Genomic DNA, 14,883 nt, shown 5'->3' with positions numbered 1-14,883 from the left:
GGTGCGCCGCCCCGGCTCGGGTAGCCTTGCCCTTACACGCGACCTTCCATCACAACAGCACACGCGGCCGAGGAGTCACCCGGATGAGCACCACCCAGAGCGAGAGGCTGCGTACGCTGCTCGAACCGCTCATCGGCAAGGCCGGCCTGGAGCTGGAGGACGTCACGCTGACCTCCTCCGGCCGCCGCCGCCAACTGCTGGTCGTGGTGGACGCGGAGGACGGGGTCCAGCTGGACGCCGTGGCGGCACTCAGCCGCGAGCTGTCGCAGGCGCTGGACGACTCCGACGTGATGGGCGAGGCCGAGTACGTCCTGGAGGTCACCTCCCCGGGCACCGACCGGCCGCTGACCGAGCCCCGGCACTTCCGGCGCAACGCCGGACGGCTGGTGAAGCTGGCCCTCAAGGAGCGTGGCGAGCTGGTCGCGCGGATCATGGCGGTGGACGGGACGGGCCTGGACCTGGAGGTCCCGGGCGTCAAGGGCCGCAAGCCCAAGCCCGCCCGCGCCGACTTCGCGGAGATCACCAGGGCCAGGGTCGAGGTCGAGTTCAACCGCAAGGCGGGCGAGAACCCCGACGACGCGGACGACGGCGACCTCGACGGGGACCTCGACGGGGACGAGAGCACCGGCAGCAGCGACAGCGACATCGACGAGACGACCGAGGAGGCGTAGCCGTGGACATCGACATGAAGGCCCTGCGGGGTCTGGTGCAGGAGCGGCAGATCTCGTTCGACCTGCTGGTCGAGGCCATCGAGTCGGCGCTGCTGATCGCCTACCACCGCGAGCCGGGCAGCCACCGGCGGGCCCGGGTGGAACTCGACCGCACCAGCGGGCATGTGACCGTGTGGGCGACCGAGGACCCGGAGGAGGTCGCCGAGGGCGCCGAGCCGCGCGAGTTCGACGACACCCCCTCCGGCTTCGGCCGGATCGCCGCGTCGACCGCCAAGCAGGTGATCCTGCAGCGGCTGCGCGACGCGGAGGACGACGTCACGTTCGGCGAGTACGCCGGCCGCGAGGGCGACATCGTCACCGGCGTCGTCCAGCAGGGCAAGGACCCCAAGAACGTCCTGGTCGACATCGGCAAGCTGGAGGCCATCCTGCCGGTGCAGGAGCAGGTCCCCGGCGAGGAGTACCGGCACGGCACCCGGCTGCGCACCTACGTCGTGCGGGTGGCCAAGGGCGTACGCGGCCCGTCCGTCACCCTCTCGCGCACCCACCCCAACCTGGTCAAAAAGCTCTTCGCGCTCGAAGTGCCGGAGATCGCCGACGGCTCGGTCCTCATCGAGGCGATCGCCCGCGAGGCCGGCCACCGGACGAAGATCGCGGTGCGGTCGGCCCGCTCCGGGCTCAACGCCAAGGGCGCCTGCATCGGCCCGATGGGCGCCCGGGTGCGCGCGGTCATGGCGGAGCTGAACGGCGAGAAGATCGACATCGTCGACTGGTCGGACGACCCGGCCGAGATGGTCGCGAACGCGCTGTCACCCGCCCGGGTGTCCCGGGTCGAGGTGGTGGACGCCGGCGCGCGCTCGGCACGGGTGACCGTCCCCGACTACCAGCTGTCACTGGCCATCGGCAAGGAGGGCCAGAACGCGCGGCTGGCCGCCCGGCTCACCGGCTGGCGGATCGACATCCGCCCCGACACCGAGGGCGCCGATCAGCCGCACTCCGGCGGCCAGTCACCGGTGCAGGCGCGTCCGGAAGGCTGAAACACCACCACGGACGGCCGAAAACCCGCCCGTCATGAAACGAACAGCCGTGCGTCGACCCACTCGAAGGAGTGAGGTCGGCGCGGGGAGGTAGACTGAAGAGTGTCTGGTCGGACGCTGCCTGCAGCATGCCCGGAGCGAACGTGCGTCGGCTGCCGTCAGCGAGCGGCCAAGAGCGAACTGCTGCGTGTGGTGATGAGGGAGGGCGCCTGCGTCCCCGATCATCGCGGTACGCTGCCCGGTCGGGGTGCCTATGTGCATCCCGCCCTTGCCTGCCTCGACCTGGCGGTCCGCCGCCGGGCGTTCACCCGGGCCTTCAAGGCCCCGGCGGCGCCCGACACCGCGGCCCTGCGCCGGTTTGTCGAGCAGCAGGCAGCCCCGTAAGAAGGCAAGGAAGAAGTACGGCACGGGCCCGTCCCGTGCGATCAGGTACCTCGCGAGATGGAAGTAGGTCGAGATTGCGATGAGCACTCGATGAGTACGCGATGAGTACGCCCATGAAGTAGCGACGGTCCGGTGGACACCCGGACCTCAAAGGAGCGAAGTGGCTAAGGTCCGGGTATACGAACTCGCCAAGGAGATGGGAGTTGAGAGCAAGGTCGTCATGGCCAAGCTCCAAGAACTCGGCGAGTTCGTCCGTTCGGCGTCCTCGACGATCGAGGCGCCGGTCGTCCGCAAGTTGACCGACGCTTTCCAGGGACCCGGCGGTGGCACCGCCGGCAAGTCCGCTGCGAAGCCTTCGGCGCCGCGCAAGAGCGTCGCCGCCAAGCCGGCCCCCACCCCGGGTGCGCCGGCTCGTCCCGCTGCCCCGGCCCCCAAGCCGGCCGCCGGCGGTTCTTCCACCCCCGCGGCCCCCGCCGCGTCGAGCACCGGCTCCGCGCCGGCGCCCGGCCCGCGCCCGGGCCCGGCCGCACCCCGGCCCGCCGCGCCCAAGCCCGGCCCGGCCGCACCCGTACCGGCCGCGGAGTTCCAGGCCCCGCCTGCCGCGCCGCCGGCCAACCAGCCGCCGCGCCCCGGCCCGGCGAGCCCGGCCCCGCGCCCGGCCCGTCCCGCCCAGGGCGGCGGCCAGCGCGAGGGCGGCCCGCGCGACCAGCGCGACGGCGGCCAGCGTGACGGCGGCGCACCGCGTTCCGGCGGCCAGCGCCCCGGCCAGGGCGCTCCGCGTCCCGGCGCCCCGCGCCCCGCGGGCCCGCGTCCCGGCAACAACCCCTTCACGTCCGGCTCCACCGGTATGCCGCGCCCCGGTGGCGCGCCGCGTCCCGGCGGCGGCCAGGGCGGTGCCCCGCGTCCGGCAGGCCCCGGCGGCGGTGCCCCGCGTCCCGGTGGCGCGCCGCGTCCCGGTGGCGGCCAGGGCGGTCCCGGTGCGGGCGGCGCCCGTCCGAGCCCGGGCGGCATGCCCCGCCCGCAGGCTTCGGGCCCGCGTCCCAACCCCGGCATGATGCCGCAGCGTCCCGCCCCGTCCCCGGGCGGTCGTCCCGGCGGTCCCGGTGGGCGTCCCGGCGGCCCGGGCGGTCGTCCGGGCGGTCCCGGCGGTCGTCCCGGCGGCGGTGGCGGCTTCGCCGGCCGTCCGGCAGGTCCCGGCGGCGGCGGTCGTCCCGGCGGCGGTGGCGGCGGCTTCGGCGGCCCGCGTCCCGGCGGCGGTGCCGGCGGTGGCGGTGGCGGCTTCGGCGGTCCCCGTCCCGGCTTCGGCGGGCGTCCCGGCGGCCCCGGCGGCCGTGGCGGAACGCAGGGTGCCTTCGGCCGCGGCCCGGGCGGACGTCCGGCGCGCGGCCGTAAGAGCAAGCGCCAGCGGCGCCAGGAGTACGAGGCCATGCAGGCCCCGTCCGTGGGCGGTGTGCTGCTGCCCCGCGGCAACGGCCAGACGGTACGGCTCTCGCGCGGTGCCTCGCTCACCGACTTCGCCGAGAAGATCAACGCCAACCCGGCGTCGCTCGTCCAGGTGATGCTCAACCTCGGTGAGATGGTCACGGCCACCCAGTCGGTCTCGGACTCCACCCTGGAGCTGCTGGCCGACGAGATGAACTACGTGCTGGAGATCGTCAGCCCGGAGGAGGAGGACCGCGAGCTGCTCGAGTCCTTCGACATCGAGTTCGGCGAGGACGAGGGCGGCGAGGAAGCCCTCCAGCCGCGCCCGCCGGTGGTCACCGTCATGGGTCACGTCGACCACGGCAAGACCCGGCTGCTCGACGCGATCCGCAAGACCAACGTGGTCGCGGGCGAGGCCGGCGGCATCACCCAGCACATCGGTGCCTACCAGGTGACGACCGAGGTGAACGGCGAGGACCGCCGCATCACCTTCATCGACACCCCCGGTCACGAGGCGTTCACCGCCATGCGTGCCCGCGGCGCGAAGTCCACCGACATCGCGATCCTGGTGGTCGCCGCCAACGACGGCGTCATGCCGCAGACGATCGAGGCGCTCAACCACGCCAAGGCGGCCGACGTGCCGATCGTCGTCGCGGTCAACAAGATCGACGTCGAGGGCGCCGACCCGACCAAGGTGCGCGGCCAGCTCACCGAGTTCGGCCTGGTGGCGGAGGAGTACGGCGGCGACACGATGTTCGTCGACATCTCCGCCAAGCAGGGCCTGCACATCGACGAGCTGCTCGAAGCGGTGATCCTCACCGCGGACGCCTCGCTCGACCTGCGGGCCAACCCGGAGCAGGACGCGCAGGGCATCGCGATCGAGGCCCACCTGGACAAGGGCCGCGGCGCCGTCGCGACCGTCCTGGTCCAGCGCGGCACGCTGCGCGTCGGCGACACGATGGTCGTCGGCGACGCGTACGGCCGGGTGCGCGCCATGCTCGACGACAAGGGCGAGAACGTGGAGGAGGCGACCCCGTCGACCCCGGTCCTCGTCCTCGGCCTGACCAACGTGCCCGGCGCCGGCGACAACTTCCTCGTCGTCGAGGAGGACCGCACGGCCCGGCAGATCGCCGAGAAGCGCGCCGCCCGCGAGCGCAACGTCCGCTTCGCCCGCAAGGGCGTGCGGTTCTCCCTGGAGAACCTGGACGAGGCGCTCAAGGCCGGCCTGGTCCAGGAACTCAACCTCATCATCAAGGGCGACGCGTCCGGTTCGGTCGAGGCCCTGGAGTCCTCGCTGCTCCAGCTCGACGTCGGCGAAGAGGTCGAGATCCGGGTGCTGCACCGCGGTGTCGGCGCGGTCACCGAGTCGGACATCGACCTGGCCACCGGCTCCGACGCCATCGTGATCGGCTTCAACGTCCGCGCGGCCGGCCGTGCCGCGCAGATGGCCGAGCGCGAGGGTGTGGACGTCCGCTACTACTCGGTGATCTACCAGGCCATCGAGGAGATCGAGGCGGCGCTCAAGGGCATGCTCAAGCCGGAGTACGAGGAGGTCGAGCTCGGCACCGCGGAGATCCGCGAGGTCTTCCGCTCGTCCAAGCTCGGCAACATCGCCGGTGTGCTCGTGCGCTCCGGCGAGGTCCGGCGCAACACCAAGGCCCGCCTGCTGCGCGACGGCAAGGTCATCGCGGAGAACCTCACCATCGAGGGCCTGCGCCGCTTCAAGGACGACGTCACCGAGATTCGTGAGGGTTACGAGGGCGGTATCAACCTCGGCAACTACAACGACATCAAGATCGACGACGTCATCGCGACGTACGAGATGCGCGAGAAGCCGCGCGGCTGACGCCGCCGGCGCCCGCGCGGGGCAAGCCCGTAACAGGGTGCACGCCCGCGCGGGGCACAGCTGAGGGCCGGGGCCGGTCGGCGGGGAAATCCCGTCGATGGGCCCCGGCCGTCGCCTGTACCGTCGTATCCATGTATGCAGGCACGTTGCGTTTTGACCTGCTCCTGGGCGACGTCCGGTCCCTGAAGGAGAAGCGGTCCGTGGTCCGTCCGATCGTCGCCGAGCTGCACCGCAAGTTCGGGGTGAGCGTCGCGGAGACCGGCGGGCAGGACCTCTACCGCAGGGCCGAGATAGGCCTCGCGGTGGTGTCGGGGGATCTCGGGCACCTCAAGGACGTACTCGACCGGTGCGAGCGCTGGATGATCGCCCGTCCCGAGGTGGAACTGCTGTCGGCACGGCAGCGCATCCACGGCGAGGATGACTGAGCGGCCCACTGACGGGCAGCCCGCTGGCGGGCGGCCCGATCGAGGGTGGCCGGGTCGCAGCCGGCCACCACCGGTTGCCGACGACTCCGCACACGATCCAGACGAAGAGAGAAGAAGACGATGACCGACACCGCGCGGGCGCGCAAGCTGGCCGACCGCATCCGGGTCGTGGTCGCCGAGACCCTGCAGCGGCGGATCAAGGATCCGCGGCTGGGGTATGTGACGATCACCGACACCCGGGTCACCGGCGACCTGCGGGAGGCGACGGTCTTCTACACGGTCTACGGCGACGACGAGGAGCGGGCCGCCTCCGCCGCCGCCCTGGAGAGCGCCAAGGGCGTGCTGCGCTCCGAGGTCGGTCGGCAGACCGGGGTGCGCTTCACGCCCACCCTGGCCTTCGTCGCCGACGCCCTCCCGGACAACGCGCGCACCATCGACGACCTGCTCGCCAAGGCGCGCGCCGCGGACGAGGAGGTGCGCAAGACCGCGACCGACGCGAAGTACGCGGGGGAGGCGGACCCGTACCGCAAGCCCGCGGACCCGGACGCCGACCTCGACGACGCGGACGACGCGGACGACGCGGACGACGCGGACGACGAGGACCTCGGCCAGGACGGGCCGGCCGAGGGCGCCGACGACTCCGAGGGTGGTTCGTCGCCGGCATGACGCGTAACCCGGCGCCCTCCGGGCTTGTCGTGGTCGACAAGCCCGGAGGGCTCACCTCGCACGGCGTCGTCTCCCGGATGCGCCGGTTCGCCGGCACCCGCCGGGTCGGCCACGCCGGCACCCTCGACCCGATGGCGACCGGCGTGCTGATCGTCGGCGTGGAGCGGGCGACCCGGCTGCTCGGGCACCTCGCGCTCACCGAGAAGGAGTACGTCGCCACCATCCGGCTCGGCCGGACCACCGTCACCGACGACGCGGAGGGCGAGGTCACCGCCTCCGCCGCGCCGGACGCGGTCGCCGCGGTGAGCAGGCAGGCCCTCGACGCCGGCATCGCCGCGCTGACCGGGCCGATCCAGCAGGTCCCGTCGAAGGTCAGCGCGATCAAGATCGACGGGGTCCGCTCCTACACCCGGGTGCGGGAGGGCGAGGAGTTCGAGCTGCCCGCCCGGCCCGTGACGGTCCACTCCTTCACCGTGCAGGACGTACGGCCGGGCGAGGGCGTGCTCGACCTCGACGTCACCGTGGTGTGCTCGTCGGGTACGTACATCCGCGCGCTGGCCCGCGACCTGGGCGCCGGCCTCGGCGTGGGCGGCCACCTCACCGCGCTGCGCCGCACCCGCGTCGGGCCGTACGACCTGTCCGGCGCGCACACGCTGGACGAGCTGGCGGAGTCCTTCGCGGTGCTGCCGCTGGAGGACGCGGCGGCGGCGGCCTTCCCGCGCTGGGACGTGGACGCCGCGCAGGCGCAGCTGCTCTCCCACGGCGTCCGGGTGGCCGCCCCGGCCCTCGCGCCCGGCCCGAACGCGGTCTTCGCGCCGGACGGGCGGCTGCTGGCGCTCGTCGAGCCGCACCAGGGGCAGGCACGCATCCTGGCGGGCTTCCCGCCGGGGTAGGGGCTGTCGCGGCCTGCGGGCAACCGGGGGCGGGGACCCTGCGGCTTCCGGCCGGGCGGCTTCCGGTTCCGGCCCCCGGTTGCCCGGAGGGCTGCCGGCATGCGCGGGCTCGGTGGGTGTGCGCAGGGCCTGTGCGGCTGTCCGGCCACGGACGGGTCGTTTGCCGCCGGGGCTGGCCACCCGGTTGGCGGAGCGCTCGGTGTGGAGGGCGGGCGCGCGGGGGGCGCCTTCCCGGGTGATCCTCGCCAAGCGGCGATCACCACCCGTAACGTCTCCTTCGGGACGAAACGGGGCGCGCTGCAGCGCGGGGGAGGTGGTGCGGGGTGGCGGCAGGAGCGACGGCGCACGGCGGGGCGCACGACGGCGGACCGGGCGGACCGGGCGGACCCGACGCAGCCCTGATCCGGGTGTGCGACCTCGCCGGCCGCCCGCGCGGCACCGGCTTCCTCGCCGACACCGACGGCACGATGGTGACCAGCCACGAAGCCGTCGACGGCCTCGCCCGCCTCGTACTGCACGCCCCCGGCGGCCGGCTGTGCCTGGCCGAGTCCGCCGCGATCACCCCGCTGCCCGAGCAGGGCCTCGCCCTGGTCGCCACCGAGGGCCTGGACGTCCCGCCGCTGCCACTCGCCCCCGGCGGCCCCGCGCACCCCGACCGGCGGATACGGGTCCGGCTGCCGCACCGCACCGAAGGCGCCGTGCTGGGCACCGCCACGGTCACCTACACCGCGACCGACCGCTTCCACCTGCTCCAGGACGTCTACGAACTGGCCCTGGACGGCGCCGACATGAGCCGGGTCGCACCGCAGGCGTCCGGTGCGCCGGTGATCGACGCGGCCACCGGCGCGGTGCTGGGCGTCGTCGCGACCGCGCTGCACGCCGGTCACCGCGCGGCCGGCTTCGCGCTCCCGCTGCGCCCCGCGGGCGCCCCGCGCGCCCTCGCCGACCTGCTGGCCCGCAACGCCGCCGCCGTGCCCGGCTACGGGCCGCACCTGAACCTCGCGGGCGCGCTCCAGCTCACCGCGACGTCCGTCGGCACCGCGGCGGGCCCGGGGCAGTGGCGCGAGCCGGTCGCGCGACCCGACGTCGCCGGCGTGCTGCGGCACTTCCTCGCCGCCGCGGGCGACACCGCGCCGCTGGTCCTCGGCCTGGTCGGCGAGCCCGGCACCGGCCGCAGCACCGAGCTGGCCCGGCTCGCCGCCCGCCGCGCCCGCGGGCCGCTGCCCGCGCCGACGGTGTGGCTGCGCGGTGCGGAGCTGCGCCCCGCCGACGGCGGCATCAAGGACGCCGTGGAGCGCTCCCTGCGCACCGCCGCCCGTATCGTCAGCGCCCCGGGCGCCGCCGAGCCGCCGTACGCCTCCCCGGACGCCGTCGCCGACCTCGCCCGGTCCGCCGGGCGCCCGCTGCTCGTCCTGCTCGACGCCCCCGAGGAGATGCCCCCGGTCCTCGCCCACTGCCTGGCCGACTGGACCGCCGGCACCGCGAGCTGGCTGCGCGCCGGCGGCGCCCGGCTGATCATCGCCTGCCGCCCGGAGTTCTGGGCGCAGGCCGGCCCGCTGCTGCCGCGGGGGCTGCTGTACGGGGCGGGGCGCGGGCCCGACGGCGGGGCGGGGTCCGGGGACGCCAGGCTGGGGGGTGCCGGGGTCGGGGGGCAGGGCTGCGGGGGCGCGGGTTCCGGGGGTGCCGGGTTCGGGGGTGCCGGTTCCGGGGGCGCGGGGTGCGGGGACGCCGGTTCCGGGGGCGCCGGGCTCGGGGATGCCGGTTCCGGGGGCGCGGGGTTCGGTGACGCCGCTTCCGGGGGCGCCGGACTCGGGGGTGCCGGGTACGGGGGCGCGGGCTCCGTGGGAGCGAGCCCGTATGCGCCGGGGAGTGCGCCGGAGCACACCGGCGGGGCCCGCGTCGTCACGTCCTGCGACCGGGTGCCCGCGCCGGCCCCGCATGTACGGCTCGGGGACCTGGACCCGGCGCAGGCCGCCCTCGCCCGTAAGCGCTACGGCGTGCCCGAGGGCGTGCTCGGCCCTGACGACGCCGCCCATCCGCTGACGCTGCGCCTGCTGTCGGAGGTGCGCGCGGCCGTGCCCGACGGCGCCGACGGCACCCCGACGCGCGCCGACGTCTTCGCCGCGCACCTGGACCTGGTGTGCCTGCGTATCGCGGTACGGCTTGCCGCCGGCGCCGAACCGCCGATGCGCGGGCGCGCGGTCCGGCGGCTCGCCGCGCGGGTCGCCGGGCAGGTCCACGAGGCCGCCCGCCGCTGCCTGGGCCCGGGGCAGGGCGAACTGGACCGGGAGGCCTTCGAGGAGCTTTTCCCGTGGCGTACGGGCTGGGCGTCGGCTGTGCTCAGCGAGGGGCTGCTCGTACCGGCGGGCGCCGGCTACCGCTTCGCCCACGAGGAGGCCGCCGAATGGCTCCAGGCCCGCCACCTGGACCTGGACGCGGCCCTGCACGCCCTCGTCCACCGCTGGTGCGCGACCCCCGACGCGCCCTCCGCGGAGGCCCCCGTACGCCTCCCGTCCCGTCCCGCCGCCCCGGCCGCCCTCGCCTCCCACGCCCGGGCCGGCCACCCGCCGCCCGTCCCCCCGGCGCCCCCGGTCGCGCCGCCCGCCGCCCCGCGCTCGCTGCCCGTGCCCCGGCACCGCGCGGGGCCGGTGGTGCGGGCCCTGCTGGCGACGGAGCCCGAGGCGCTGTCCCGGCACCTGACCGCGCTGATCCAGGCCCTGGACCACCGCACCCCGCCGCCCACCCGCTGCGCCCCGCGCACGCCCGCGGCCCCGCCGTCCGCCGCCGAGCCGCCCGCGGCCGACCCGGACGCCGACACCGTGCCCACCCCGCGCACCCGCCGCCCCGCCCGCCCGGACCCTGCGCCCGCGGCGGGGCGCGAATGGCCGGCCGGGGTCGAGTCGGGGTGGGCGACGCCGCCGTGGGCGGGGGCCCGGGAGGCCGAGGCCCTGTGGTGGGCGGCGCACCTGCTGCGCGAGGTGCTGCTGCGGCTGCCCGACGCCGGGGTCTGCCGCGACGTGCTGCGCGAGCTCGCCGCGCGGGTCGCGGTGCGGTCCGTGGAGCGCGGCGGATTCACCGACCAGGGCATGGGCGGCCTCGGCGACTTCGGGCCGTGGTTCTGGCGCCGGGTGCGGGTGCCGCTCGCCGAACGGCTGGACCTGCTGCGGCTGCTGCTGCCCGCCGACGGCCCGCCGGGCGCGCCGGATCGCGCCGAGCGCTTCCTCGGGGCCGTCTCCGACCTGCTGTGCCGGGACCCGGGGCAGGTGCTGCCGGTGGTGTGCGGGTGGTTCGACGACGACCGGCCGCTCCAGACGCCGCCGGGCATGACCGGGCCCCGGCTGACCGTCGCCTCCGCGGCGCAGGCCCTGCTGCACACCCACCGCCGGCTCGCCGTGGACGACCTCACCGAGGCGCTGGCCGCCGCCGCCCACCCGGCCGCCGACGAACTCCTCGCCGACCTCGCCGAGGACGAGCCGTCCGCCATGTGCCGGGCCGTCGACCGCTGGGCCCACGACACCCGGCCCGGCCGGCGCGCCCTGGCCGCCGCCCACGGACCGCACGCCGCGCTCCTCGCCCACGGCGACGCCGACCTCGAACTCCTCCGGTACGCCGCCTTCGCGCTGCTGGCCCGCCCCGCGGACCGCGCCCTGCACGGCGCCGCCCTCGGCATGCTGGTCCGCGACCCGGTGACCCGCGCCCGCCACCTGCCCGCCGCCCTCGACCGGTTCGCCGCCGCCGACCCCCAGCTGCCCGCCGCCGCGCTCGCCGCGGCCCTCACCACCCACCCCGAGCCGGTCCTCGCCGCCTTCCAGGCCCGGCTCACCGCCGCGCCGCCGGGCCACGACGACGAGCACGCCCTGCTCACCGAACTCGCCGGCGTCACCGAACCGGCCCTCGCCCGCAGGACCGCCGCCCTGGTCCAGGACCACCTGCGCCGCCGCCCGGCCGCCGCCCCGGCCGTCGCCCGCTTCCTCGACCTGCGCCTGGAGCAGGGCCCCGGCGTACGCGCCGTCCTCCTCCCGCTGACCACCGCGCTGCTGCGCGACCACCCCCCGCACATCCGCCGCACCCTCACCACCGTCCTCGCCGCGCCGGGAAGCCATCTGTCCCGCCCGCTGCGGCAGGAGCTGCTGGACGCCGTCCTCGACACCGAACGCGACCCCGACGTCCTGGAGGCGCTGCTCACCGCCGCGGCCGACGGCGCGGGCCGCCGCCCGCCGCCGCTCACCCACGAACTGGTCCGCCGGCTCGCCCTGATCCTCGGCCGCACCCCCGAGGGCGCCACCCGCTTTGACCGCCGCGTCGTCGAGCTCGCCGCCACCCGGCCCGACTTCGCCCGCCTGCTGCTGACCTGGCTCACCGACACCGCCACCTGGGACCCCCTGCTCGGCCCCAGCGCCCGTCACCGCCTCCCCGCCGCCCCGACCGGCGCCGCCCCCCAGGCGCCCTGACCCCCTGCGCGCCGCCGCCCGCCGGTCCTGTGCGGGAGGCACGACCGGACCGGGGGCGCGCCCCCGGCCACGGACATGGCAGTCTTGGCTCTGCAGAAAAGTGAGAGTCACAGATCCGGCGAGGGAAGCGGAGCGTCAAGGTGCAGCGCTGGCGGGGATTGGACGACGTTCCCGAGGACTGGGGGCGCTGCGTCGTCACCATCGGCTCATACGACGGCGTCCACCGCGGTCACCAGCTGATCATGGGCCGCACCGTGGAGCGCGCCCGTGAGCTGGGACTGCCGTCGGTGGTCGTGACGTTCGACCCGCACCCGAGCGAGGTCGTCCGGCCCGGCAGCCATCCCCCGCTGCTGTCGGCCCACCACCACCGCGCGGAACTGGTCGCCGCCCTCGGTGTGGACGCCCTGCTGATCATCCCCTTCACCAGTGAGTTCTCCCAGCTCTCCCCGAGCGAGTTCATCCGTACCGTGCTGGTCGACGGGCTGCACGCCCGCCATGTCGTCGAGGGCCCCAACTTCCGCTTCGGCCACAAGGCCGCCGGCGACGTCGAGTTCCTCTCTGCCCTCGGCCTGAAGTACGACTACGACCTGGAGGTCGTCGACCTCTTCATGCGCGGCGAGGCCGGCGGCGGCGAACCCTTCTCCTCCACCCTGACCCGCCGCCTCATCGGCGCCGGCGACGTCGAGGGCGCCGCCGAGGTCCTGGGCCGGCCGCACCGCGTCGAGGGCGTCGTCGTCCGCGGCGCCCAGCGAGGCCGCGACCTCGGCTACCCCACCGCCAACGTCGAGACCCTCCCGCACACCGCCATCCCCGCCGACGGCGTCTACGCCGGCTGGCTGCACGTCGGCGACGAGGCCATGCCCGCGGCGATCTCGGTCGGCACCAACCCCACCTTCGACGGCACCGCCAGGACCGTCGAGGCCTACGCCATCGACCGCGTCGACCTCGACCTCTACGGCCTGCACGTCGCCGTCGACTTCCTGGCCTTCCTGCGCGGCATGGAGAAGTTCGACGCCATCGAGGCGCTGCTGGAACGCATGGCCGACGACGTCAAGCGCGCCCGCGAACTGATCGAGGCCGCCGAGCAGTCCGGCGCCGCCGCCCCCACGCCTCAGCCCGGCCGCACCAGCCGCGACTCATAGGCGAACACCACCGCCTGCACCCGGTCCCGCAACTCCAGCTTCACCAGGATCCGGCTCAGATGCGTCTTCACCGTCGCCTCCGCCAGATGCAGCGACCCGGCGATCTCGGTGTTCGACAACCCGCGGCCGACCTCCACCAGCACCTCCCGCTCGCGCGCCGTCAACCTCCCCAGCCGCTCGTCCTCGCCCGCGCCCTCACCGGGCGCGGGCAGCCGGTGCGCGAAATGCTCCAGCAGCCGGCGGGTGATCCGCGGCGCCACCACCGCGTCCCCCGCCGCCACCGAACGGATCGCCCCCAGCAGCTCCTCCGGCAGCGCGTTCTTCAGCAGGAACCCCGACGCCCCCGCCCGCAGCCCCGCGAACGCGTACTCGTCCAGGTCGAACGTCGTCAGGATCAGCACCCGCGACTCCGGGCAGCCCTCGATGATCCGCGCCGTCGCCTCGATACCGTCCGTGCCCGGCATCCGCACATCCATCAGCACCACGTCCGGCCGCAACCGCCGCGCCATCCGCACCGCCTGCGCCCCGTCGCCCGCCTCACCCACCACCGCCATGTCGGCCTGCGCGTCCAGCACCATCGTGAACGCCATCCGCAGCAACGGCTCGTCGTCCACCAGCAGCACCCGCACCACCGGCTCCGCCCCGGCCGCCGTTACCGCCCGCTCGCCCGTCGGCCCGCCCGCCACCTGCGCCGGCGGAGCCGATTCCGCGGTCACAACGCCTCCGGCGTCGTCAGCGCCAGGACGGCCGCCACCCGCCAGCCGCCCCCGGGCAGCGGCCCCGCCGTCAGCCGCCCGCCGTATGCCGCCGCCCGCTCCCGCATCCCCGGCAGCCCATGCCCCGCGGGCCCGGCCGGATCCCGCCGCGCCACCGCCACCGCACCCGCACCGTCGTCGGTCACCGTGACCGTCACCTCCTCCGTCGTACACCCGATCCTCACCTGCGCCGACGCCCCCGCCGGCGCATGCTTCAGGGTGTTCGTCAGCGCCTCCTGCACCAGCCGGTAGACCGTCAGCTGCGCCGCCACCGGCACCGACTCCGGGTCACCCGCCACCCCCAGCCGGGTCGGCAGCCCCGCAGCCCGCACCTGCTCCACCAGCGCCGGCAACTGCCCGATGCCCGGCACCGGATGCCGCAACGCGTCCGGCTCGTCCGCCCGCAGCACCCCCAGGAAGCGCCGCATGTCGGTGATGGCCTGCCGCCCCGTCGCCGACACCTGCCGCATCGCCGCCGCCGCCCGCTCCGGGGACTGCCGCTGCACGAAGGACGCCCCGTCCGCAAGCGCCACCATCACCGACAGGTTGTGCGTCACGATGTCATGCATCTCCCGCGCGATCCGCGCCCGCTCCCCGGCCACCGCGAGCTGCGCCTGCTGGTCCCGCTCCCGCTCCAGCCGCACCGCCCGGTCCTCCAGCGCCGCCAACCGGTCCCGCCGGCTGCGCATGTTCAGCCCCAGCACCATCGCCGCGGTCGCCATCGCCGACAGCGACACGAACGTCCCCGTGCCCCGTTCGTGCACCGACCACCGCAACGTCGCCAGCAGCACCCCGCCCTCCAGCACCAGGAACGCCAGCAGCGTCCGGCGCCGGGTGCTGTACGCGGCCACCGCGTACAGCGTGAGCAGCAGCGTCACATCCGTGGGCGTCCGCACATCGCACGCCCACTGCACGAACGCCGCCAACGCGATGCAGCAGAACACCGCCATCGGCGCCCGCCGCCGCCATATCAGCGGCAGCACCAGGCCCGCATGCACGGGCACCTGGACCGCCGGGTCATGCCCGAGCGGCCCGCGCAACGCCGCCGCCGACGCCATGAACAGCCCCGTCGCGAACACCACGTCCAGCGTCGCCGGTGACAGCCGCAGCCACCCGGCCACCCGCGCATACCCGCCGGGCACCAGCCGCGCCCCGCCTGCCGGTGACGCGCCGCCCGCCGCCTCGACGGTCACC

Annotated in this window: 11 protein-coding genes; 9 read left to right on the top strand and 2 right to left on the bottom strand. The window is 75.6% G+C overall.

Annotated elements, in window-relative coordinates:
• Window positions 1-83: 83 nt before the first annotated feature.
• The 9 genes from rimP (at window position 84) to HCN08_RS24930 (ending at window position 12,934) form a co-directional block, all read left to right on the top strand.
• Window positions 84-671: a ribosome maturation factor RimP gene (gene rimP, locus HCN08_RS24970; RefSeq protein WP_167985484.1), complete on the top strand. Its 588-nt coding sequence runs from the start codon at window positions 84-86 to the stop codon at window positions 669-671.
• 2 nt (window positions 672-673) lie between these two features.
• On the top strand, window positions 674-1,705 hold the full coding sequence (gene nusA, locus HCN08_RS24965) for a transcription termination factor NusA (RefSeq protein ID WP_167985483.1): 1,032 nt from the start codon (window positions 674-676) through the stop codon (window positions 1,703-1,705).
• 102 nt (window positions 1,706-1,807) lie between these two features.
• On the top strand, window positions 1,808-2,089 hold the full coding sequence (locus tag HCN08_RS24960) for a YlxR family protein (protein WP_167985482.1): 282 nt from the start codon (window positions 1,808-1,810) through the stop codon (window positions 2,087-2,089).
• A 160-nt stretch (window positions 2,090-2,249) separates the two neighbouring features.
• Entirely contained in the window at window positions 2,250-5,357 is a 3,108-nt protein-coding gene (infB, locus tag HCN08_RS24955) for a translation initiation factor IF-2 (protein WP_167985481.1), read from the top strand.
• A gap of 131 nt (window positions 5,358-5,488) precedes the next feature.
• Window positions 5,489-5,782 (top strand): DUF503 domain-containing protein, encoded by a 294-nt coding sequence (locus HCN08_RS24950; RefSeq protein ID WP_167985480.1) that lies wholly within the window; start codon window positions 5,489-5,491, stop codon window positions 5,780-5,782.
• Window positions 5,783-5,902: 120 nt separating this feature from the next.
• Window positions 5,903-6,448, top strand: coding sequence for a 30S ribosome-binding factor RbfA (gene rbfA, locus HCN08_RS24945; RefSeq protein WP_167985479.1), 546 nt, complete (start codon window positions 5,903-5,905; stop codon window positions 6,446-6,448).
• On the top strand, window positions 6,445-7,341 hold the full coding sequence (truB, locus tag HCN08_RS24940; protein ID WP_167985478.1) for a tRNA pseudouridine(55) synthase TruB: 897 nt from the start codon (window positions 6,445-6,447) through the stop codon (window positions 7,339-7,341). The genes rbfA and truB overlap by 4 nt, the downstream gene beginning before the upstream one ends.
• Before the next feature lie 323 nt (window positions 7,342-7,664).
• Entirely contained in the window at window positions 7,665-11,792 is a 4,128-nt protein-coding gene (locus HCN08_RS35710) for a S1C family serine protease (RefSeq protein WP_322974667.1), read from the top strand.
• Between the two features lie 140 nt (window positions 11,793-11,932).
• On the top strand, window positions 11,933-12,934 hold the full coding sequence (locus HCN08_RS24930; RefSeq protein ID WP_167985477.1) for a bifunctional riboflavin kinase/FAD synthetase: 1,002 nt from the start codon (window positions 11,933-11,935) through the stop codon (window positions 12,932-12,934).
• Here HCN08_RS24930 and HCN08_RS24925 read toward each other — a convergent pair.
• Together HCN08_RS24925 and HCN08_RS24920 are read right to left on the bottom strand one after the other, a co-directional pair.
• Entirely contained in the window at window positions 12,904-13,566 is a 663-nt protein-coding gene (locus tag HCN08_RS24925; RefSeq protein WP_167985572.1) for a response regulator, read from the bottom strand. The two genes, HCN08_RS24930 and HCN08_RS24925, sit on opposite strands and share 31 nt — an antisense overlap.
• Before the next feature lie 80 nt (window positions 13,567-13,646).
• A complete protein-coding gene (locus tag HCN08_RS24920; RefSeq protein ID WP_322974666.1) occupies window positions 13,647-14,882 on the bottom strand; it encodes a sensor histidine kinase in 1,236 nt (411 codons plus the stop codon).
• Between the last annotated feature and the right edge of the window lies 1 nt (window position 14,883).

Origin of the sequence: Actinacidiphila epipremni, assembly GCF_012034175.1 — a bacterium.
GTDB lineage: Bacteria > Actinomycetota > Actinomycetes > Streptomycetales > Streptomycetaceae > Actinacidiphila > Actinacidiphila epipremni.
The sequence above is the reverse complement of the archived record's forward strand: the minus strand, read 5'-3'. Positions and strand labels throughout refer to the sequence as shown.

What these genes read in the sequence shown, in the direction of transcription:
- truB (WP_167985478.1), top strand. Translation starts at nt 6,445, where the DNA reads ATGACGCGTAACCCGGCGCCCTCCGGGCTTGTCGTGGTCGACAAGCCC.
- rimP (WP_167985484.1), top strand. Translation starts at nt 84, where the DNA reads ATGAGCACCACCCAGAGCGAGAGGCTGCGTACGCTGCTCGAACCGCTC.
- HCN08_RS24950 (WP_167985480.1), top strand. Translation starts at nt 5,489, where the DNA reads ATGTATGCAGGCACGTTGCGTTTTGACCTGCTCCTGGGCGACGTCCGG.
- rbfA (WP_167985479.1), top strand. Translation starts at nt 5,903, where the DNA reads ATGACCGACACCGCGCGGGCGCGCAAGCTGGCCGACCGCATCCGGGTC.